Annotated in this window: 26 protein-coding genes; all 26 read left to right on the forward strand. The window is 49.8% G+C overall.

The genetic code is table 11. The annotated features are described in order from the left end of the window. Positions 1-6 precede the first annotated feature (6 nt). The 26 genes from rpoB to rpsE all read left to right on the forward strand — a co-directional run bounded on the left by rpoB (position 7) and on the right by rpsE (position 21436). Complete coding sequence (rpoB, locus tag MKX76_RS26005) at positions 7-3552, forward strand: DNA-directed RNA polymerase subunit beta (RefSeq protein ID WP_028406470.1); 3546 nt, start codon at positions 7-9, stop codon at positions 3550-3552. A gap of 94 nt (positions 3553-3646) precedes the next feature. Continuing rightward, entirely contained in the window at positions 3647-7261 is a 3615-nt protein-coding gene (rpoC, locus tag MKX76_RS26010) for a DNA-directed RNA polymerase subunit beta' (RefSeq protein WP_007132574.1), read from the forward strand. A gap of 173 nt (positions 7262-7434) precedes the next feature. Beyond that, positions 7435-7683 (forward strand): ribosomal L7Ae/L30e/S12e/Gadd45 family protein, encoded by a 249-nt coding sequence (locus MKX76_RS26015; RefSeq protein WP_007132573.1) that lies wholly within the window; start codon positions 7435-7437, stop codon positions 7681-7683. Between the two features lie 142 nt (positions 7684-7825). Continuing rightward, positions 7826-8245 (forward strand): 30S ribosomal protein S12, encoded by a 420-nt coding sequence (gene rpsL / locus MKX76_RS26020; RefSeq protein ID WP_006212930.1) that lies wholly within the window; start codon positions 7826-7828, stop codon positions 8243-8245. Between the two features lie 53 nt (positions 8246-8298). Further along, complete coding sequence (gene rpsG / locus MKX76_RS26025; RefSeq protein WP_007132572.1) at positions 8299-8769, forward strand: 30S ribosomal protein S7; 471 nt, start codon at positions 8299-8301, stop codon at positions 8767-8769. A gap of 45 nt (positions 8770-8814) precedes the next feature. Next, entirely contained in the window at positions 8815-10893 is a 2079-nt protein-coding gene (fusA, locus tag MKX76_RS26030) for an elongation factor G (RefSeq protein WP_007132571.1), read from the forward strand. Positions 10894-11038: 145 nt separating this feature from the next. Next, complete coding sequence (gene tuf, locus MKX76_RS26035) at positions 11039-12229, forward strand: elongation factor Tu (RefSeq protein WP_007132570.1); 1191 nt, start codon at positions 11039-11041, stop codon at positions 12227-12229. A 441-nt stretch (positions 12230-12670) separates the two neighbouring features. Beyond that, positions 12671-12979, forward strand: coding sequence for a 30S ribosomal protein S10 (rpsJ, locus tag MKX76_RS26040; RefSeq protein WP_006676490.1), 309 nt, complete (start codon positions 12671-12673; stop codon positions 12977-12979). Positions 12980-13017: 38 nt separating this feature from the next. Next, positions 13018-13641, forward strand: a complete 624-nt coding sequence (gene rplC, locus MKX76_RS26045) for a 50S ribosomal protein L3 (RefSeq protein ID WP_007132569.1) — start codon at positions 13018-13020, stop codon at positions 13639-13641. A gap of 26 nt (positions 13642-13667) precedes the next feature. After that, complete coding sequence (gene rplD, locus MKX76_RS26050; protein ID WP_007132568.1) at positions 13668-14291, forward strand: 50S ribosomal protein L4; 624 nt, start codon at positions 13668-13670, stop codon at positions 14289-14291. Beyond that, positions 14291-14584: a 50S ribosomal protein L23 gene (rplW, locus tag MKX76_RS26055; RefSeq protein ID WP_007132567.1), complete on the forward strand. Its 294-nt coding sequence runs from the start codon at positions 14291-14293 to the stop codon at positions 14582-14584. Before rplD ends, rplW begins: the two co-directional genes overlap by 1 nt. Before the next feature lie 30 nt (positions 14585-14614). Continuing rightward, entirely contained in the window at positions 14615-15445 is an 831-nt protein-coding gene (rplB, locus tag MKX76_RS26060; RefSeq protein ID WP_007132566.1) for a 50S ribosomal protein L2, read from the forward strand. 73 nt (positions 15446-15518) lie between these two features. Then, positions 15519-15794 carry a 30S ribosomal protein S19 gene (gene rpsS / locus MKX76_RS26065; RefSeq protein ID WP_007132565.1) on the forward strand — a complete coding sequence of 92 codons (276 nt, stop codon included), beginning with the start codon at positions 15519-15521 and terminating at the stop codon, positions 15792-15794. A 35-nt stretch (positions 15795-15829) separates the two neighbouring features. Then, a complete protein-coding gene (rplV, locus tag MKX76_RS26070) occupies positions 15830-16162 on the forward strand; it encodes a 50S ribosomal protein L22 (protein ID WP_007132564.1) in 333 nt (110 codons plus the stop codon). 13 nt (positions 16163-16175) lie between these two features. Beyond that, complete coding sequence (gene rpsC / locus MKX76_RS26075; protein ID WP_007132563.1) at positions 16176-16841, forward strand: 30S ribosomal protein S3; 666 nt, start codon at positions 16176-16178, stop codon at positions 16839-16841. 2 nt (positions 16842-16843) lie between these two features. After that, complete coding sequence (rplP, locus tag MKX76_RS26080) at positions 16844-17278, forward strand: 50S ribosomal protein L16 (protein ID WP_007132562.1); 435 nt, start codon at positions 16844-16846, stop codon at positions 17276-17278. Next, on the forward strand, positions 17268-17465 hold the full coding sequence (gene rpmC / locus MKX76_RS26085) for a 50S ribosomal protein L29 (RefSeq protein WP_007132561.1): 198 nt from the start codon (positions 17268-17270) through the stop codon (positions 17463-17465). Before rplP ends, rpmC begins: the two co-directional genes overlap by 11 nt. Positions 17466-17510: 45 nt before the next feature. After that, a complete protein-coding gene (gene rpsQ, locus MKX76_RS26090) occupies positions 17511-17777 on the forward strand; it encodes a 30S ribosomal protein S17 (RefSeq protein WP_007132560.1) in 267 nt (88 codons plus the stop codon). Positions 17778-17814: 37 nt separating this feature from the next. Continuing rightward, the gene (gene rplN, locus MKX76_RS26095) at positions 17815-18183 is read left to right on the forward strand and encodes a 50S ribosomal protein L14 (protein WP_006212911.1); all 369 of its coding nucleotides are present in this window, start codon (positions 17815-17817) and stop codon (positions 18181-18183) included. A gap of 79 nt (positions 18184-18262) precedes the next feature. After that, positions 18263-18619: a 50S ribosomal protein L24 gene (rplX, locus tag MKX76_RS26100; protein WP_007132559.1), complete on the forward strand. Its 357-nt coding sequence runs from the start codon at positions 18263-18265 to the stop codon at positions 18617-18619. Between the two features lie 28 nt (positions 18620-18647). After that, positions 18648-19190 carry a 50S ribosomal protein L5 gene (gene rplE / locus MKX76_RS26105; protein ID WP_007132558.1) on the forward strand — a complete coding sequence of 181 codons (543 nt, stop codon included), beginning with the start codon at positions 18648-18650 and terminating at the stop codon, positions 19188-19190. Between the two features lie 46 nt (positions 19191-19236). Then, positions 19237-19422: a type Z 30S ribosomal protein S14 gene (locus tag MKX76_RS26110; RefSeq protein ID WP_013312154.1), complete on the forward strand. Its 186-nt coding sequence runs from the start codon at positions 19237-19239 to the stop codon at positions 19420-19422. 33 nt (positions 19423-19455) lie between these two features. Next, positions 19456-19854, forward strand: coding sequence for a 30S ribosomal protein S8 (rpsH, locus tag MKX76_RS26115; RefSeq protein ID WP_007132557.1), 399 nt, complete (start codon positions 19456-19458; stop codon positions 19852-19854). Positions 19855-19883: 29 nt separating this feature from the next. Further along, positions 19884-20426 (forward strand): 50S ribosomal protein L6, encoded by a 543-nt coding sequence (rplF, locus tag MKX76_RS26120; RefSeq protein WP_007132556.1) that lies wholly within the window; start codon positions 19884-19886, stop codon positions 20424-20426. A gap of 117 nt (positions 20427-20543) precedes the next feature. Next, the gene (gene rplR / locus MKX76_RS26125) at positions 20544-20912 is read left to right on the forward strand and encodes a 50S ribosomal protein L18 (protein WP_007132555.1); all 369 of its coding nucleotides are present in this window, start codon (positions 20544-20546) and stop codon (positions 20910-20912) included. A gap of 26 nt (positions 20913-20938) precedes the next feature. Next, positions 20939-21436: a 30S ribosomal protein S5 gene (gene rpsE, locus MKX76_RS26130; RefSeq protein WP_007132554.1), complete on the forward strand. Its 498-nt coding sequence runs from the start codon at positions 20939-20941 to the stop codon at positions 21434-21436. Position 21437: the final 1 nt, after the last annotated feature.

A 21437-nucleotide genomic window follows, 5' to 3' on the forward strand; every position in this document is an offset into this window, starting at 1 on the left:
TTTAAGTTGGCAGGACATCTTGTTCAATATGGTCGACGCACTCGGCGCAGTTATTCTCGTATCAACGAGGTACTCGAAGTTCCGAACCTGATTGAAATCCAACAAAAATCTTATGAATGGTTTTTGGAGGAAGGACTCCGCGAAATGTTCCAGGACATCTCGCCGATTCAGGATTTCACGGGAAATTTGGTGCTCGAGTTCATTGACTACAGCCTTGGAGAACCGAAATACACCGTCGATGACGCGAAAGAACGCGACGTTACTTATGCGGCGCCGCTCCGCGTAAAAGTCCGGCTCATTAACAAGGAGACCGGCGAAGTCAAGGAGCAGGAAGTGTTCATGGGTGACTTCCCGTTAATGACGGAAACCGGAACGTTCATTATCAATGGTGCCGAACGGGTTATTGTCAGCCAGTTGGTTCGCTCTCCCAGCGTCTATTTCAGCACAAAAGTGGATAAAAACGGTAAATCGACTTACACAGCAACAGTGATCCCGAATCGCGGAGCATGGCTGGAACTGGAGATGGATGCGAAGGACATTATTTATGTCCGGATCGACCGTACCCGCAAAATCCCGGTAACGGTTCTGCTGCGGGCTCTTGGCTTCGGTACCGATGCCGAGATTCTGGAATTGCTGGGCAATGATGAATATATTCAAAACACGCTGGATAAAGACAACACGGACTCCACCGAGAAAGCGCTCATCGAAATTTATGAACGTCTTCGTCCGGGCGAGCCGCCGACGCTGGAGAATGCGAAGAGCCTCCTGGTCGCTCGTTTCTTTGATCCGAAGCGTTATGATCTGGCGAATGTCGGACGCTACAAAATCAACAAGAAGCTTCACATCAAGAACCGTCTCTTCAACCACCGTTTGGCTGAGAGCCTGATCGACGTCGAAACGGGCGAGATTATTGCGGAAGCGGGTCAAACTGTGGACCGTCGTCTTTTGGACGAGATCATGCCTTATCTCGAGAAAAGCGTCGGCTTCAAGAAATACCATGTAACCGGCGGTGTGATGGACAGCGACGATATTACGCTGCAGACGATTGACGTATTCTCTCCGATCGAGGATGGGAAAGTGGTCAAAGTCATTGCAAACGGCAATATCGACAAATCGGTGAAGCATATTACGCAAGCCGATATCATCTCTTCCATCAGCTACTTCATCAACCTGCTGCATGGCATTGGCAACACCGATGATATCGACCACCTGGGCAACCGTCGTCTGCGTTCCGTGGGCGAGCTGCTTCAGAACCAGTTCCGTATCGGTTTGTCCCGTATGGAGCGCGTGGTGCGTGAAAGAATGTCGATCCAGGATGCGAACGTGATTACGCCGCAGGCGCTGATTAATATCCGTCCGGTGATCGCTTCGATCAAGGAGTTCTTCGGAAGCTCCCAGCTGTCTCAGTTCATGGACCAGACGAACCCGCTGGCGGAACTGACGCATAAGCGTCGTTTGTCCGCACTGGGACCAGGCGGTCTGACTCGTGAACGCGCAGGCTTCGAAGTACGGGACGTTCACCACAGTCACTACGGCCGTATGTGTCCGATCGAGACGCCGGAGGGACCGAACATCGGTCTGATCAACTCCTTGTCAACGTTTGCCCGCATCAACGAGTATGGTTTCATTGAAGCTCCATACCGCTGGGTTGATCCGAAGACCGGGAAAGTCACCGAGCAAATCGATTACCTGACTGCCGACGAAGAAGATAACTACATCGTCGCTCAGGCAAACGCCGAGCTCAATGAAGACGGCACCTTCGCCGATGACATGGTTATCGTTCGTTACAATAAGCAGTCCGATAACATCCTGCCAATGCCGAGCGACCGTGTAGACTACATGGACGTTTCGCCGAAACAGGTTGTGTCGGTTGCAACGGCGCTCATTCCGTTCCTTGAGAACGACGACTCCAACCGTGCGCTGATGGGATCGAACATGCAGCGGCAGGCCGTTCCGCTTCTCGTTCCGAAAGCACCGCTTGTCGGTACCGGGATGGAGCACAAGGCTGCTAAAGATTCCGGTGTATGTATTGTGTCCAAATACGACGGGATTATTGAGCGCTCATCCGCCAACGAAATCTGGCTCCGCCGCGTGGAAACCGTGGATGGACAGGAAGTCAAAGGCGATATAATTAAATATAAATTACACAAATTTATGCGTTCGAACCAAGGAACATGCATCAACCAGCGTCCGATCGTCAAACGCGGAGACGTGGTCAAGAAAGGCGATATCCTCGCTGACGGACCGTCGACCGAACTTGGCGAATTGGCACTGGGCCGCAACGTCGTCGTTGCGTTCATGACTTGGGAAGGCTACAACTACGAGGATGCGATTCTCCTCTCCGAGAAGCTGGTGAAAGAGGATGTATACACATCGATTCATATCGAGGAATACGAATCCGAAGCCCGCGATACGAAGCTTGGTCCTGAGGAAATCACGCGCGATATCCCGAACGTGGGTGAAGAAGCGCTGAAGAACCTTGACGAGCGCGGTATTATCCGCATCGGTGCCGAGATCAGCGCCGGCGACATTCTGGTCGGTAAAGTAACGCCTAAGGGTGTTACCGAACTGACGGCAGAAGAGCGCCTCCTGCATGCGATCTTCGGTGAGAAGGCTCGCGAAGTGCGCGACACTTCCTTGCGCGTTCCTCACGGTAGTGACGGAATCATCGTTGACGTGAAGGTGTTCACGCGCGAGAATGGCGACGAGCTGCCGCCGGGCGTCAACCAACTGGTTCGCGTCTACATTGCGCAGAAACGTAAAATCTCCGAAGGTGACAAGATGGCCGGACGTCACGGTAATAAGGGTGTCGTTGCCCGTATTCTCCCTGAGGAAGACATGCCGTTCCTGCCGGATGGCACACCGGTTCAAGTCGTACTGAACCCGCTCGGGGTTCCGTCGCGGATGAACATCGGTCAGGTGCTTGAGGTTCACTTGGGCATGGCTGCCCTTCAGCTCGGCATTCACGTTGCAACGCCGGTATTTGACGGCGCGAACGAATACGACGTGTTTGATACGATGGAAGAGGCCGGCATGCAGCGCAACGGTAAAACCGTGCTTTACGACGGTCGTACCGGTGAACGCTTCGAGCGTGAAGTTACGGTCGGCGTCATGCACATGATCAAGCTCGCGCACATGGTTGACGATAAAATCCATGCTCGTTCCACGGGACCATACTCGCTCGTTACGCAGCAGCCGCTGGGTGGTAAAGCTCAGTTCGGCGGACAGCGCTTTGGTGAGATGGAGGTGTGGGCGCTTGAAGCTTATGGTGCCGCTTATACACTGCAAGAAATTCTTACCGTCAAGTCCGATGACGTGGTCGGCCGGGTGAAAACCTACGAATCCATCGTCAAGGGCGAGAACGTGCCGGAGCCGGGCGTTCCTGAGTCGTTCAAGGTATTGATTAAAGAGCTTCAATCGCTTGGTATGGATGTTAAGATCCTCAGCGAGAATGAAGAGGAAATCGAGATGAAAGAGCTCGATGATGAAGATGATGTTCAAGGTGACAAACTGAGCCTTAACTTGGAAGGCGCTGAAGTCGGAGTGGAATAACGGTCATTTCATCACCGCCGCCCTGCTATGATGCGGCGGCGGTGATCTTGACTGTATAGCACATAAATAGGACTAAGTTGAGGAGGGTTGCTCCTTGTTGGACGTTAACAATTTTGAGTACATGAAGATCGGTCTTGCTTCCCCAGAGAAAATCCGCTCGTGGTCGCGCGGAGAGGTTAAGAAGCCGGAGACGATTAACTACCGTACATTGAAGCCCGAGAAGGAAGGTTTGTTCTGTGAACGGATTTTCGGTCCCCAGAAGGACTGGGAATGTCATTGCGGTAAGTATAAGCGTGTCCGTTATAAAGGCGTGGTCTGTGATCGCTGCGGCGTTGAAGTAACGCGTGCCAAAGTCCGTCGTGAACGGATGGGGCACATTGAGCTTGCTGCACCGGTTTCGCATATTTGGTATTTCAAAGGCATTCCGAGCCGGATGGGTCTGGCGCTGGATATGTCCCCAAGATCCCTGGAAGAGATCATTTATTTCGCATCTTATGTCGTTACGGATCCAGGCGACACACCGCTGGAGAAGAAGCAGCTGTTGTCCGAGAAGGAATACCGCAGCTATCGCGAGAAGTACGGCTACGGCTTCCAAGCCGGCATGGGTGCTGAAGCGGTTAAGAAGCTCCTGCAGGATCTGGATATTGAAAAAGAGCTTGAGTTCCTGAAAGAAGAGCTGCGCACGGCTCAAGGGCAACGCCGTAACCGTGCGATCAAGCGTCTTGAAGTTATCGAGGCTTTCCGTAATTCCGGCAACAATCCGGAATGGATGGTTATGGACGTACTCCCGGTTATTCCGCCGGAACTGCGTCCGATGGTACAGCTCGACGGGGGCCGTTTTGCAACGTCGGACTTGAACGACCTGTACCGTCGTGTCATCAACCGGAACAACCGTCTGAAGAGACTGCTGGATCTCGGAGCGCCGGATATTATCGTACAGAACGAGAAGCGCATGCTGCAGGAAGCTGTTGACGCGCTCATCGATAACGGCCGCCGCGGCCGTCCGGTAACGGGGCCGGGCAACCGTCCGCTTAAATCCCTCAGCCACATGCTGAAAGGTAAGCAGGGCCGTTTCCGTCAGAACTTGCTCGGTAAACGGGTAGACTATTCCGGTCGTTCCGTTATCGTCGTAGGACCTTATCTGAAGATGTACCAGTGCGGTCTTCCTAAGAAGATGGCGCTTGAGCTGTTCAAGCCGTTCGTGATGAAAGAACTGGTCAATAAAGGCCTTGCTCATAATATTAAGAGTGCGAAGCGCAAGGTAGAACGCGTCAGCCCGGAAGTATGGGATGTGCTTGAGGAAGTCATTAAAGAGCATCCGGTTCTCCTGAACCGTGCACCGACGCTTCACAGACTCGGGATCCAAGCGTTTGAACCGATTCTCGTCGAAGGTCATGCCATCCGGCTTCACCCGCTCGTATGTACGGCTTACAACGCCGACTTCGACGGTGACCAAATGGCGGTACACGTTCCGTTGTCGGCTGAAGCCCAAGCGGAAGCGCGTCTCCTGATGCTGGCATCCGGCAACATCCTGAACCCGAAAGACGGTAAGCCGGTCGTAACGCCGTCCCAGGATATGGTTCTTGGTTCCTTCTATCTGACCATGGATAACAAGGAAGAGAAGGGTACCGGCATGATTCTGGGCAGCGTGAACGAAGCGGTATCCGCGTATCAGCGCGGAACTGCGGGCCTCCATGCCCGTGTAGCGATTCCGGTTAAGGCTCTGGGTAAAACCAGCTTTACGGAAGAGCAGCAAAAGGCGATGCTGATTACGACGGTGGGACGGATTATCTTTAACGAAATCTTCCCTGCCAGCTTCCCGTACATCAACGAGGCGACCCGTACCAACCTGCTTCAAGGTACACCTGAGAAGTATTTCGTATACGAAAAGGGTGCCAACCTGCAAGAAGCTATTCAAAGTCTTCCGGTTAGCGGCGCGGTCGGCAAGGAATATCTGGGTCAAATTATCGCCCGCTGCTTCGAGACGTACCATACGACAGAAACCTCTGTCATTCTGGATAAGATCAAGCAGCTCGGCTTCACGTACTCGACTCGCGCAGGGGTTACCGTTGCGGTAGCCGACGTTATCGTCCCTGAGGAGAAGAACGAGATTCTGAGAGAGTCCGACGAGAAGGTTAAAGTGGTAACCAACCAATACCGTCGCGGCTTGATCACGAACGAAGAACGCTATGACCGCGTCATCGACATCTGGTCGAAAGCGAAAGACGATATTACGGACGTCTTGATGAAATCGATGGACCGCTTCAATTCCATTATGCTCATGGTGGACTCCAAAGCGCGGGGTAACAAATCGCAGATCACCCAGCTGGGCGGTATGCGTGGTCTGATGGCGAACCCGTCGGGCCGGATCATCGAGCTCCCGATCAAATCGAACTTCCGTGAAGGCCTGACGGTACTCGAGTACTTCCTGTCCACGCACGGTGCGCGTAAAGGTCTCGCCGATACGGCGCTTCGTACAGCTGACTCGGGTTACCTGACCCGTCGTCTCGTTGACGTTGCGCAGGACGTCATCGTCCGCGAGGACGAGTGCAGCACGGATAAAGGCTTCACGGTAAGCCGGATCCAAGACGGTAAGGAAGTTATCGAGGATCTGTACGATCGGATCGAAGGACGTTACTCCTTTGAAACGGTTCGTCATCCGGAGACAAAAGAGATCATCGTTAACCGCAACGAGCTGATCGATTCGGATAAAGCAGCCGAAATCGTCAAAGCCGGCGTGGAGTCGGTACAAATCCGCTCCATCCTGAGCTGCCGGGCGCGTTATGGCGTCTGCAAGAAGTGTTATGGCCGCAACCTGGCTACCGGCAAGCATGTTGAGATTGGTGAAGCGGTAGGTATTATCGCGGCTCAATCCATCGGTGAACCGGGAACCCAGCTGACGATGCGTACATTCCACACAGGCGGCGTTGCCGGTGACGATATTACGCAAGGTCTTCCGCGTATCCAGGAGCTCTTCGAGGCCCGTAACCCTAAAGGTCAAGCGACCATTAGTGAGATCGACGGCGTCGTGAAAGAGATCCGCGAAACGAAAGACCGTCGTGAAATTGAAATTCAAGGTGAGGCCGAAACGAAGGTCTACTCCGTAACGTATGGCTCCCGTCTGCGCGTTAGCGAAGGCAAGCACATCGAAGCCGGGGATGAACTGACCGACGGTTCGATCGATCCGAAGGAAATGCTTCGCATTAAAGGGATCCGCGGCGTGCAGAACTATATCCTTCAGGAAGTTCAGCGCGTATACCGGAACCAGGGCGTAGAAATCAACGATAAGCACGTTGAGGTTATGATCCGGCAGATGCTGCGCAAAATCCGCATCGTCGACGCTGGAGACACGAATCTTCTGCCTGGCTCCTACGTGGATATCCATGAATACGAAGTGGCTAACAAAGAAGCCATTCTGTCTGGCAAAGAGCCAGCGGTTGCAAAACCGGTTCTGCTCGGTATCACGAAGGCTTCCCTTGAGACAGACTCCTTCTTGTCCGCGGCCTCCTTCCAGGAGACAACCCGCGTCCTGACAGATGCAGCGATCAAAGGTAAAGTCGATCAGCTGCTCGGTCTGAAAGAGAATGTCATCATCGGTAAGCTGATCCCTGCGGGAACAGGCATGAGCCGTTACCGCAACGTGAGATTCGAGGGTCAGAACGATGCGAACGATGAAAGCCAGGAGCTGGAAACCGCTTCGGTAGAATAAAGGGAATGAAGGTGAGAGGAGCCGGGGCTGCTTGATCAAGCCGGCTTTCGGCTCCTTCCCTGCCATTTCTTTTTTTTCACGTTTAATAGCTTGACATCGCCTAGGGCAGATGCTAATATAGCAAAGGTGCGTGAATCGTTGCCTTGTTCCCTGTTCTTTTGGAGGAATGCTTAATGTCTAATGATAAAGGATTACAGGATGCACACGTCAAGATCGGCACCAAACAAACAATGAAGGCCGTTGAAACCGGCCGGGCTACAGAAGTATATGTGGCTGAAGATTGCGACCAGCGTCTGATATCCAAGATCGTATCCCACTGCGAACGATATGGCGTACCTATCAACTATGTACCGACCATGAAGGAGCTTGGGGAAGCGTGCGGTATTGAAGTCGGCGCAGCAGCGGCCGCTGTCTTGAAATGATGATTGAGAAATCGTTTTTGCTTTGAGAAGGCAGCTTCTCTATCGGCAAAAACTTTTCATTTGTTCTTTTATGAACCGCCTGGGTCTGTGGACTTAAAATGGTTTGTAACAGGATGATAATTACGGGAAGGGGGTGGCTAACATGCCAACAATCAACCAACTGGTTCGCAAGGGCCGTCAAGCTAAAGTTTACAAGTCGAAATCTCCAGCACTTCAAAAAGGGTTCAACGCTTTGAAACGTGAGGAGACTGATCTGAGCGCTCCGCAAAAACGCGGTGTTTGCACTCGTGTAGGCACAATGACGCCGAAAAAACCGAACTCCGCACTTCGTAAATATGCTCGTGTTCGTTTGACGAACCGCATCGAGGTGACTGCTTACATTCCAGGTATCGGTCATAACTTGCAAGAGCACAGTGTCGTATTGGTTCGCGGTGGACGGGTAAAAGACCTTCCGGGTGTACGTTACCACATCGTTCGCGGCGCGCTTGATACCGCTGGTGTTAACAACCGTATGCAGGCTCGTTCCAAATACGGTACGAAGCGTCCTAAAGCAAAAAGCTAATTGAAGCTCATGTTGGATAAACATGACTCATGACTGAAGAAAGGGGGATATCCATGCCACGCAAAGGTCCAGTTACAAAAAGAGACGTGCTGCCAGATCCAGTGTACAACAGCAAGCTGGTAACTCGTCTGATCAACCGCATCATGTTGGATGGTAAAAGAGGTGTTGCTCAAAGCATCCTTTACAACGCGTTCAACATCATCAAGGAACGTACGGGCAATGATCCGATGGAAGTGTTTGAAGCAGCCATCAAGAACATCATGCCGGTACTGGAGGTAAAAGCTCGTCGTGTCGGCGGTGCGAACTACCAAGTTCCAATCGAAGTTAAGCCAGAGAGACGTACTTCCCTGGGATTACGTTGGCTCGTTAACTACTCCCGCAACCGCGGTGAGAAAACAATGGAAGAGCGTTTGGCAGCAGAGATCATCGATGCTTCCAACAACACAGGCGCTTCCGTTAAGAAACGCGAAGACACGCACAAAATGGCTGAAGCGAACAAAGCGTTTGCTCACTACCGCTGGTAGGATTCAGCAGCTAATAAACTTCAATTTTGAAGGGAGACTATTCGCATGGCAAGAGAGTTCTCCTTGAAAAATACACGTAATATCGGGATCATGGCGCATATTGACGCTGGTAAAACGACCACCACAGAGCGGATCTTGTTCTATACAGGCCGTACGCACAAAATCGGTGAAGTTCACGAGGGTGCTGCTACGATGGACTGGATGGAGCAGGAGCAGGAGCGCGGTATCACGATTACTTCCGCTGCTACGACCGCTCAATGGAAAGGTCATCGCGTTAATATCATCGACACCCCGGGACACGTTGACTTCACAGTAGAAGTTGAACGTTCCCTTCGTGTATTGGATGGGGCAGTAGGTGTATTCAGTGCGAAAGAGGGCGTTGAGCCTCAGTCGGAAACCGTTTGGAGACAGGCTGACAAATACGGGGTTCCTCGGATCGCATACGTAAACAAAATGGACATTATCGGCGCCGACTACTTGAATGTTGTTAAAGACATGAGAGATCGTCTGCAAGCGAACGCGGTTGCTATTCAGCTTCCGATCGGTGCAGAGTCCGACTTCGTCGGCATCATCGATATCATCGAGGAAAAAGCTTATATGTATAAGGATGACCTCGGTCAAAATATCGAAGAAACCGAAGTTCCAGCGGAATTCAAGGATCAAGTTGAAGAGCTCCGCAACGAGCTCATCGAGAAGGTTGCAGAACTTGACGAAGATTTGACAATGAAATACCTTGAAGGTGAAGAAATCACCGTGCCTGAGATTAAAGCGGCTCTGCGTAAAGGTGTTGTCGAAGTTAAAATCTTCCCGGTTATCTGCGGATCTTCTTACCGTAACAAAGGGGTTCAGCTGATGCTGGACGCTGTTATCGATTACTTGCCGGCTCCAACCGACGTACCAAGCATCCAAGGAACTTTGGAAGACGGTACTGAAGTTGAGCGTCACTCTTCCGATGAAGAGCCATTCGCGGCGCTGGCGTTCAAAATCATGACAGACCCTTATGTTGGTAAGCTTACATTCTTCCGCGTTTACTCCGGTATTTTGCAATCCGGCTCTTACGTACTGAATGCAACGAAAGGTAAGCGCGAGCGTATCGGACGTATCCTTCAGATGCATGCGAATAGCCGTCAAGAAATTACCGAAGTTTACTCCGGTGATATTGCGGCTGCCGTAGGTTTGAAAGATACGGGTACAGGTGATACACTGTGTGATGAGAAGCATCCAGTAATCCTGGAATCCATGAACTTCCCTGATCCGGTTATCGAAATCGCGGTTGAGCCTAAGACGAAAGCCGACCAGGACAAAATGGGCGTGGCTCTCGGCAAGCTGACCGAAGAGGATCCGACTCTTCGCGCGCATACTGACGAGGAAACCGGTCAAACGATCCTTGCAGGTATGGGTGAGCTTCACTTGGACATCATCATCGACCGTATGCGTCGTGAGTTCAAAGTGGAAACCAACGTAGGTAAGCCTCAGGTTGCCTATCGTGAAACCTTCCGTGCTCCAGGGCGCGTTGAAGGTAAATTCGTTCGTCAGTCCGGTGGTCGTGGTCAATACGGTCACGTTTGGGTTGAGTTCGAGCCTCTGGAACCAGGTAGCGGTAACCAGTTCGACAGCAAGATCGTCGGCGGTGCTGTACCTAGAGAATACATTGCGCCAGCACAACAAGGTATTGAAGAGCAAATGAAGAACGGCGTACTCGCCGGCTTCCCGATCGTAGACGTTAAAGCAACGATCGTTGACGGTTCTTACCATGATGTCGACTCCAACGAGATGGCGTTTAAGATTGCAGGTTCCATGGCCCTCAAAGCAGCTAAAGACAAGTGTCAACCTGTCCTGCTTGAGCCAATCATGAAAGTGGAAGTTACCGTGCCTGAGGAATACATGGGCGACGTAATGGGTATGCTGAACTCCCGCCGTGGACGTATCGAAGGTATGGATTCACGCGGTGGCGCTCAAATTATCCGTGCGAAAGTGCCTCTGTCCGAAATGTTCGGATATTCCACAACTCTGCGTTCCGGTACACAAGGTCGCGGCGTATTCTCGATGGAACTCTCCCACTACGAAGAAGTTCCTAAGAATATCTCCGAAGAAATCGTGTCCAAGCACAAGGGCGGAGAGTAATAGCACGAGTTCAAAAGTCGTGTAAGGCGATTCTTTGAACAACTTCTAATAACGTTTTACCTGTCGGGGAGGAGAATGGAGCTACCGTTTCATTCCTCCGCAACCGGCCCAAACATATAAATCCCCTTAAGGAGGAATTGTTCAAATGGCAAAGGCTAAATACGAACGTACGAAACCCCATGTTAACATCGGTACTATCGGTCACGTTGACCACGGTAAAACAACTCTGACTGCTGCAATCACAACTGTATTGTCCAAAAGATACGGCGGTGCAGCTATGTCCTTCGACCAAATCGATAAAGCTCCAGAAGAGCGCGAGCGCGGTATCACAATCTCTACTTCCCACGTAGAGTACGAAACTGACGCACGTCACTATGCACACGTTGACTGCCCAGGACACGCTGACTATGTTAAAAACATGATCACTGGTGCAGCTCAAATGGACGGCGCTATCCTGGTTGTATCCGCAGCTGACGGCCCAATGCCGCAAACTCGCGAGCACATCCTGCTGTCCCGCCAAGTAGGCGTACCTTACATCGTTGTATTCCTGAACAAATGCGACATGGTTGAAGACGAAGAGCTTCTGGAACTGGTTGAAATGGAAGTTCGTGATCTCCTGAGCGAATATGACTTCCCAGGCGATGACACTCCAATCACTCGCGGTTCCGCTCGTGAAGCGCTGCAAAACCCAGACGGTCCTTGGGCTGACAAAATCGTTGAGATGTTTAAAACAATCGACGAGTACATCCCATTGCCTGAGCGCGACACTGACAAGCCTTTCTTGATGCCTGTCGAGGACGTGTTCTCCATCACAGGTCGTGGTACAGTTGCTACTGGCCGTGTTGAGCGCGGAACAATCAAAGTCGGCGACGAGATCGAAATCGTTGGTATCGAAGAAGAGACTAAGAAATCCGTTGTTACGGGCGTTGAAATGTTCCGTAAATTGCTGGATTCCGCTCAAGCTGGTGACAACATCGGTGCTCTGCTTCGCGGTATCGACCGTACTCAAATCGAGCGTGGTCAAGTACTTGCTAAGCCAGCTTCCGTTAAGCCACACACTGAGTTCACTGCTCAAGTATACGTACTGAGCAAAGAAGAAGGCGGACGTCATAAGCCTTTCTTCACTGGCTACCGTCCACAGTTCTACTTCCGTACTACGGACGTAACTGGTGTGATCAACCTGCCAGAAGGTTCCGAAATGGTTATGCCTGGTGACAACATCACCGTAACCGTTCAACTGATCGCTCCAATCGCGATCGAAGAAGGAACAAAGTTCTCCATCCGTGAAGGCGGCCGTACCGTAGGTGCTGGTTCCGTAGCTTCCATCATTAAGTAATTTAGGCTTATCGAACAGCCTGAACATATAAAGCAACAGCGTGATGTAACGAGCAACAGTGTGATGTAACGATAACAGAGTCTGATCTTTTACGATCAGGCTCTTTGTTTTTAATACCGCGGGATCCGAAACGTACGAGCAGCGGCATACTTCATATCTATGTCGGGACGTTGTCCACGATGCAGGAATAAGGGGATAAGCACGGCCGGGAAACCTTATTCTATAGTAGAAAAAAAGAGGAAATGCAAGGTATGAATAAATTCTGATTTTATGCTTGCAATGCGCCTATCTTTTCTATATAATAGTGAATGTTGTTCTGCGACGTTGCGATGATGTGAGAGGTTACCGACACACCCGGCCCCTTTGCCATGAGGCAGGTGTTCGGAAAATTTTCACGGAGTATGTCCGATACCAAATTGGGCGATAGAAGGAGGGAATAAAATGGCAAAGCAAAAAATTCGTATTCGCTTGAAAGCATACGACCACAGAATTCTTGATCAATCCGCTGAGAAAATTGTTGAGACAGCAAAACGTTCGGGTGCTGGTGTTTCCGGTCCGATCCCGCTTCCAACTGAAAAGCAAGTAATTACCATTCTCCGTGCGGTGCACAAGTATAAGGATTCTCGGGAACAGTTCGAAATGCGTACTCACAAACGCTTGATCGACATCGTGAACCCGACTCCACAAACTGTGGATGCCTTGATGCGCTTGGACCTGCCGTCCGGTGTAGATATCGAAATCAAACTGTAATAGCATAACGAATTAGTGAAGGGAAAAGAGGTGTCAACATGAAAGGTATCTTAGGTAGAAAACTCGGGATGACTCAAGTATTTACCGCAGAAGGTAATGTAATTCCTGTAACGGTTATCGAAGCAGGTCCTTGTGTTGTTTTGCAGAAAAAAGACCTGGAGAACGACGGATACGAAGCGATCCAGATCGGTTTCTCCGATAAGAAAGAAAACAATGCCAACAAGCCAGAAGCAGGACATGCGAAAAAAGCAAACACTGCACCTAAGCGCTACGTTCGCGAAATTCGCGGTGTTGACCTCGCGAGTGTCGAGGTCGGCCAAGAGCTGAAGGCGGATGTCTTCGCAGAAGGCGAATTTGTTGACGTTACTGGAATTTCCAAGGGTAAAGGTTTCCAAGGCGTAATCAAGCGTTGGGGACAAAGCCGCGGACCAATGTCCCACGGTTCCCGTTATCACCGCGGACCTGGTTCCATGGGTTCGATCCAAGCTAACCGTGTTCCGAAAGGCAAGCGTCTGCCAGGACATATGGGACATGATACGGTAACGATCCAAAAGCTTGAAGTTATCAAGGTTGATGCTGAACGCAACGTTATCCTTGTTAAAGGTTCCGTACCTGGACCGAAAAAAGGCTTTGTGCAAATTAAACAAACGGTGAAGAAATAGTCGCCTAAAGAAAGGAGGAGCAAACAATGCCTAAAGTAGCACTTTATAATGTCAGCGGTAGCCAAGTTGGCGAAGTAGAATTGAACGAAGCAGTATTCGGTATCGAGCCGAACGTGCATGTTATGCACAGCGCAGTATTGCTGCAGCGCGCTTCCCTTCGTCGTGGTACGCATAAAGTAAAAGGACGTTCTGAAGTACGCGGCGGCGGACGTAAGCCTTGGAAACAAAAAGGCACCGGCCGTGCTCGTCAAGGTTCGATCCGCGCACCACAATGGAAAGGCGGCGGAACGGTATTCGGACCAACTCCGCGCAGCTATACATTCAAACTTCCTAAGAAGGTTCGTCGTCTGGCGATCAAATCCGCTTTGTCTTCCAAAGTGAACGACAACGCAATTATCGTATTGGATCAATTGACGCTGAATGCGCCAAAAACGAAAGAGTTTGCTAATATCTTGAGCAATCTTAAGGTAGGACGTAAAGCTCTGATCGTTGCTCCTAGCTACGATGATAATGTTGCCCTTTCCGCTCGTAACATCCCAGGTGTGAAGTTCGTAGCGGCTGATGGCATTAATGTTCTTGACGTACTGTCGTACGATCAACTGATCATTACGAAAGAAGCAGTTCAGAAGGTAGAGGAGGTGCTCGCGTAATGAAAGACCCTCGCGATATAATCAAGCGCCCGGTGATCACGGAACGTACGGCTGACTACATGGCAGAGCTGAAATATGCTTTCGAAGTTGACATTCGTGCGAACAAGACCGAGATCAAGCAAGCTGTTGAATCTATTTTTAAAGTTAAAGTTTCGAGTGTGAATACGATGCGTGTTCCTGCGAAGCCGAAGCGTTATGGCCGTTATTCCGGTTACACAACCGAATGGAAGAAAGCTATTGTAACGCTGACAGCGGACAGCAAGCCGCTCGAGTTCTTTGAATCGGTTGAATAAGAAAACTGCTAAGTAAGGAGGGAAAACACAGTGCCTATTAAAAAGTATAAACCGACATCCCCGGCTCGACGCAACATGTCCGTGTCGACTTTCGAAGAAATCACCACGAACAAGCCGGAGAAATCGCTCTTGGCGCCGCTGAGCAAAACAGCCGGCCGCAACAACCAAGGTAAAATTACGGTTCGTCACCATGGCGGCGGACACAAGCGTAAATACCGTATCATTGACTTCAAACGGAACAAAGACGGCATTCCAGGTCGCGTTGCTACGATTGAATACGACCCGAACCGTACTTCTAATATCGCGCTGATCCACTATGCAGATGGTGAGAAGCGTTATATCCTCGCTCCAAAAGGTCTGAAAGTCGGAGATCAAATCGTATCCGGCGTTGGTGCGGACATCAAAATCGGTAACGCTCTTCCATTGGAGAACATTCCGGTTGGTACCGTTATCCACAACATTGAATTGAAGCCAGGCAAAGGCGGACAATTAGTTCGTGCTGCTGGTACGGAAGCACAGCTTCTCGGTAAAGAAGAAAAGTACGTTACAGTACGTTTGTCTTCCGGTGAAGTTCGTCACATCCTGAAAACTTGCCGTGCAACCATCGGTTCTGTGGGTAACCAAGACCATGAGTTGATCAAGATCGGTAAAGCTGGACGCAGCCGCTGGCTCGGACAACGTCCTGAAGTACGAGGTGTCGTCATGAACCCTAACGATCACCCACACGGTGGTGGTGAAGGCCGCGCTCCAATCGGACGTAAATCGCCTATGTCTCCATGGGGTAAACCAACCCTTGGTGCCAAGACCCGTAAAAAAGGTAAAGCTTCTGACAAATATATCGTTCGCCGCCGCACGAAGTAATGCGCGAGAGTGCATCGCTTCGTGAGAGGCTTTGGATGGTAACGAGACAATTTGGTGAAGGGAGGATTTCTATATGAGCCGTAGTTTGAAAAAAGGACCTTTCGTCGACGGATACCTGCTCAAGAAAGTGGAGGAAATGAACAGCGCAAACAAGAAGGCTGTGATCAAAACTTGGTCCCGCCGCTCCACTATTTTCCCGCAATTTATCGGTCACACGTTCGGTGTATATGATGGCCGCAAGCATGTACCTGTATATGTAACAGAGGACATGGTAGGACACAAGTTGGGTGAGTTTGCTCCAACTCGTACTTACAAAGGTCACGAAGACGATAAGAAAACGAGAAGATAATTATCGAAGCTCTTTGTTTGAGAGGAGGTTAAACAATGGAAGCAAAAGCACATGCAAGAATGGTACGGATTGCTCCTCGTAAAGCTCAACTCGTTGTTGACTTGATTCGCGGCAAGCAAGTCGGTGAAGCCATCGCAATTCTGCGTCACACTCCAAAGGCTGCGTCTCCAGTAGTTGAGAAGCTGCTCAACTCGGCGATCGCGAATGCTGAGCACAACTATTCCTTGGACGTTAACAAGCTGGTGGTAACCGAGGCGTATGTTAACCAAGGACCGACAATGAAACGTTTCCGCCCGCGTGCAATGGGACGTGCAAGCCGGATTAATAAACGCACCAGCCACATTACTTTGGTGGTAGCTGAAAAATAAGGAGGGAAAACGTGTGGGCCAAAAGGTAAATCCAGTAGGACTCCGTATCGGTATTATCCGTGACTGGGAATCCAAATGGTATGCAGGCAAAGATTTCGGTGATCTTTTGCTGGAAGACGTAAAAATCCGTGAATACCTGAAGAATAAATTGAAAGACTCCGCTGTATCCCGTATTGAAATCGAGAGAGCAGCGAATCGTGTGAACGTAACGATCCACACTGCGAAGCCAGGCATGGTTATCGGTAAGGGTGGTTCCGAAGTTGAAGTTCTGCGCGGTCAAGTAACGAAGATCGCCGGCGGCAAAAAAGTTCACATCAACATTTCTGAAATCAAGAACCCTGAACTGGACGCAATTCTTGTTGCTGAAAGCATTGCACAACAGCTGGAACGTCGTGTATCCTTCCGTCGTGCGCTGAAGCAAGCAATTCAAAGAACAATGCGTGCCGGAGCGAAAGGGATTAAAACATCGGTCAGCGGACGTCTTGGCGGAGCCGAGATTGCTCGTACAGAAGGCTACAGTGAAGGAACTGTTCCACTTCATACGCTTCGTGCAGACATCGACTATGGTACAGCAGAAGCGCATACGACTTACGGCCGTATCGGCGTGAAAGTATGGATCTATCGTGGAGAGGTTCTTCCTACGGCTAAGAAACAAGCTGCTCAGGAAGGAGGCAACTAATCATGTTGGTACCAAAACGTGTAAAACACCGCAAACAACAGCGCGGCCATATGAGAGGTCAAGCTAAAGGCGGTACTGAACTGAACTTCGGCGAATTCGGTCTGCAAGCAATGGAGCCAGGCTGGATCACGAACCGTCAGATCGAAGCTGCGCGTATCGCGATGACTCGTTACATTCGCCGCGGCGGTAAAGTATGGATCAAGATTTTCCCAGATAAGCCGATCACTCAAAAGCCTCTCGAGGTCCGGATGGGTAGCGGTAAAGGTAACGTTGAGAAATGGGTTGCCGTAGTTAAACCAGGCAAGATCATGTTTGAACTTGGAGGCGTGTCCGAGGAAATCGCCCGCGAAGCGATGCGTCTCGCCGCTCACAAGCTGCCTGTGAAAACGAAGTTTGTGAAACGAGAAGAAGTGGGTGGTGAAGCAAATGAAAGCTAATGAACTGCGCAACTTAACCACTGCAGAAATCGAGCAAAAAATCGCCGGATTTAAAGAAGAACTCTTTAACCTCCGTTTTCAATTGGCTACGGGCCAGCTTGATAATCCAACTCGGATCCGTGACGTTCGCAAAGAAATAGCTCGTGCTAAAACCGTTATCCGTGAAAGAGAACTTGGGATTAGTTAATGAGACAGGCGAAAGGTCGTCTGTATTCAGGAAGGAGGCTAACAAATGAGCGAAGAACGCAATGCTCGTAAAGTGCAAATCGGTAAAGTTGTCAGCGACAAAATGGATAAGACCATTGTTGTAGCTGTTGAAACTTATAAGAAGCATGACTTGTACCACAAGCGCATTAAATACACGAAAAAATTTAAAGCGCATGATGAGAACAATGAAGCTCAAATCGGAGATACCGTTAAAATCATGGAAACTCGCCCTCTCTCCAAAGACAAGCGCTGGAGACTGGTTGAAGTGGTAGAAAAAGCGGTTATCATCTAAGAAACTGATCAGTTTTCGATGGAAGGAGGACATTTAAATGATTCAACCATTTACTCGTTTGGCTGTTGCTGACAACTCCGGTGCGAAGGAACTGATGTGTATCCGCGTATTGGGTGGTACTGGTCGCCGTACAGCTCAAATCGGTGATTTGATCGTATGCTCCGTCAAACAAGCAACACCAGGCGGCGTTGTCAAAAAAGGTGATGTAGTTAGAGCAGTAGTTGTCCGCACGAAGCGTTCCGTACGCCGTAAAGACGGTTCTTACATCTCTTTTGACGAGAATGCAGCAGTTGTTGTTAAAGACGACAGAAGCCCACGCGGAACTCGTATTTTCGGACCAGTTGCTCGCGAACTTCGCGAAAGAGACTACATGAAAATCGTTTCCTTGGCTCCGGAAGTAATCTAATAACCCGAAAAGCGGTGCTTATCGGCTTAGCGGGTACCCGATAAATCGATGAACTGGCTAGTCATAGGAGGTGTAACGAATGCCTAAAGCAAAAAAAGTTCTGGAATCCCACAACAATAAATTGCACGTGAAAAAAGATGATACGGTTATCGTCATCAGCGGTAAGGATAAAGGCAAAAAAGGCCGTGTTATCGCAGCATATCCTCGTGAAAACCGCGTTCTGGTTGAAGGTGTGAACATGATCAAGAAGCACCAAAAGCCGAACCAAATGAACCCTCAAGGCGGTATCATCGAGAAGGAAGCTCCGATCCATGTATCGAACGTTATGCACGTTGATCCGAAGAGCGGAAAAGTAACCCGTATCGGTTACAAAGTACTGGACAACGGCAAGAAGGTTCGCGTAGCGAAGAGATCCGGAGAAGTTATCGATAAATAAGACGGTTTAGAAAGGAGGTCCTTGAATCATGGCAGCAAGAATGAAAGAACGTTTTTTGAATGAAGTAACTCCTGCTCTGATGCAGAAGTTTAGCTATAAAACAGTAATGCAGGTACCAAAAATCGAGAAGGTTGTCATCAACATGGGTGTAGGTGACGCTGTAGCAAACTCGAAGGTGCTTGATTCCGCTGTAAACGACATGCAGCTGATTGCTGGTCAAAAACCGGTTATCACCCGTGCTAAGAAATCCATCGCGGGCTTCAAACTGCGTGAGAACATGCCGATCGGTGTGAAGGTGACATTGCGCGGTGAGCGTATGTACTACTTCCTCGACAAGCTGTTCAACGTTACACTCCCACGTGTACGTGACTTCCAGGGCGTGTCCACCAAAGCATTTGACGGACGCGGCAACTATACGCTCGGTCTGAAAGAACAGCTCATTTTCCCTGAAATTGAGTATGACAAAGTGGATAAGGTTCGCGGTATGGATATCGTTATCGTAACGACAGCTAAAACCGATGAAGAGTCCCGTGAATTGCTTGCTCAACTGGGCATGCCATTTGCGAAATAAGACGGTTGTCCTTTTCTCCGAAACTATTTAGGAGGTGTCAGGCTAAGTGGCAAAAACTTCGATGAAAGTTAAACAACAACGCACACCAAAGTTCAAAGTTCGGGCATACACCCGTTGTGAGCGTTGCGGTCGTCCACATTCGGTACTGCAGAAGTTTAAAATTTGCAGAATTTGTTTCCGTGAATTAGCTTATAAAGGCCAGATTCCTGGCGTGAAAAAAGCAAGCTGGTAAGAAGTTTATAACCGGGAAGGAGGTTTATCCTACATGACTATGTCCGATCCAATTGCAGATATGCTTACTCGTATTCGTAACGCGAACACTGTTCGTCACGAAACCGTAGAAATGCCTGCTTCGACGATTAAGAAACAAATCGCTGACATCTTGAAGCGTGAAGGCTTCATCCGTGATGCGGAGTTTGTTGAAGACAATAAACAAGGGATCATTCGTGTATTCCTGAAGTATGGCTCCAACAACGAGCGCGTAATCACAGGTCTGAAAAGAATCAGTAAGCCAGGTCTCCGCGTATATACAAAGAGCAACGAAGTACCTCGTGTACTTGGTGGTTTGGGTATCGCGATCATCTCCACATCTAAGGGAGTTATGACCGACAAAGAAGCTCGTCAAGCCAAAGCCGGCGGAGAAGTTCTCTGCTACGTATGGTAATCAACGTCACAAGATAGGAGGTGCAATGAATGTCCCGTATTGGTCGTAAACCAATCGCTATCCCTAGCGGTGTCGAGGTTAAACTCGATAACAATGTAATTACGGTAAAAGGACCGAAAGGTACTTTGACTCGCGAACTGCATAAAGACATGCAGATCTCTGTAGAAAACAACGAAATCAATGTTGTTCGTCCATCCGACAACAAACTGCATCGTTCTCTTCACGGCACGACCCGCAGCGTTGTCTCGAATATGGTCAACGGCGTAACTGAAGGATTCTCGAAAAACCTTGAGCTCGTCGGCGTCGGATACCGTGCAAGCAAATCCGGTGATAAAATCGTACTGAACGTGGGTTACTCCCACCCAGTTGAAATCACGCCGGAAGCAGGCATCGAGTTCGAAGTGGCTTCCAACACAAAAATTACGGTACGTGGTATCGATAAAGAGCGCGTAGGTGCATACGCTGCTAAGATTCGTTCCGTACGTGAGCCTGAGCCTTACAAAGGTAAAGGGATTAAATACGAAGGTGAACGCATTATCCGTAAGGAAGGTAAGGCTGGTAAGAAGAAATAAGGTAGCTTAAGCGTTTGGCGATGGCCAAAACCGATAGCTAACCTGTTCTTCCTTACTTACCCGATGCGTCTAAAAGTGAAGCTGTTAAGGCAAAACTGAAGGGAGTGAAAGGGAAGCATGATCACGAAACAAGACAAGAACAAAGCTCGCTTGAAAAGACACCTGCGTGTCCGCAAGAAAATTCAAGGAACTGCTGAGCGTCCTCGTCTGAATGTGTTCCGTTCTTCGAAACACATCTACGCTCAACTGATCGACGATGTTGCCGGCGTAACTTTGGCATCGGCTTCTACGCTTGATAAAGAATTGAGCAGCGACATCCAAAACGGCGGTAACGTAGAATCCGCTCGTAAGGTTGGCGAACTCGTTGCAAAACGTGCTGCGGAGAAAGGATACAAGTCTGTTGTATTCGACCGCGGAGGATACTTGTACCATGGACGTATTCAAGCTCTTGCAGAAGCAGCTCGCGAAGCAGGCCTTGAATTCTAAGATAACTTCAAAAGGAGGTAAACGACTTGCGTGTAGATCCTAACACTTTAGAACTGACTGAAAGAGTTGTAAATATTAACCGCGTTGCTAAGGTTGTTAAAGGCGGACGCCGTTTCAGCTTTAGTGCACTGGTAGTTGTCGGTGATGGCAAAGGTTGGGTAGGAGCAGGTATCGGTAAAGCAGGCGAAGTACCGGATGCAATCCGCAAAGGTATCGAAGATGCTAAGAAAAACCTGATCCACGTTCCACTCGTTGGAACTACCATTCCTCACCTTGTGCAAGGTCACTTCGGAGCAGGCAAAGTATTGTTGAAGCCGGCATCCGAAGGTACTGGGGTTATCGCCGGCGGTCCGGTTCGTGCCGTGCTCGAGCTGGCTGGCGTAGGCGACATTTTGACAAAATCTCTAGGTTCTTCGAACTCCATGAACATGGTCAATGCGACTTTGGAGGGCTTGTCCCGCCTGAAGCGTGCTGAAGATGTTGCCAAGCTTCGCGGCAAATCCGTCGAAGAGCTGTTGGGTTAAG

It is taken from the genome of Paenibacillus sp. FSL R5-0810 (assembly GCF_038002285.1).
GTDB classification, from domain to species: Bacteria; Bacillota; Bacilli; order Paenibacillales; family Paenibacillaceae; genus Paenibacillus_AQ; species Paenibacillus_AQ lactis.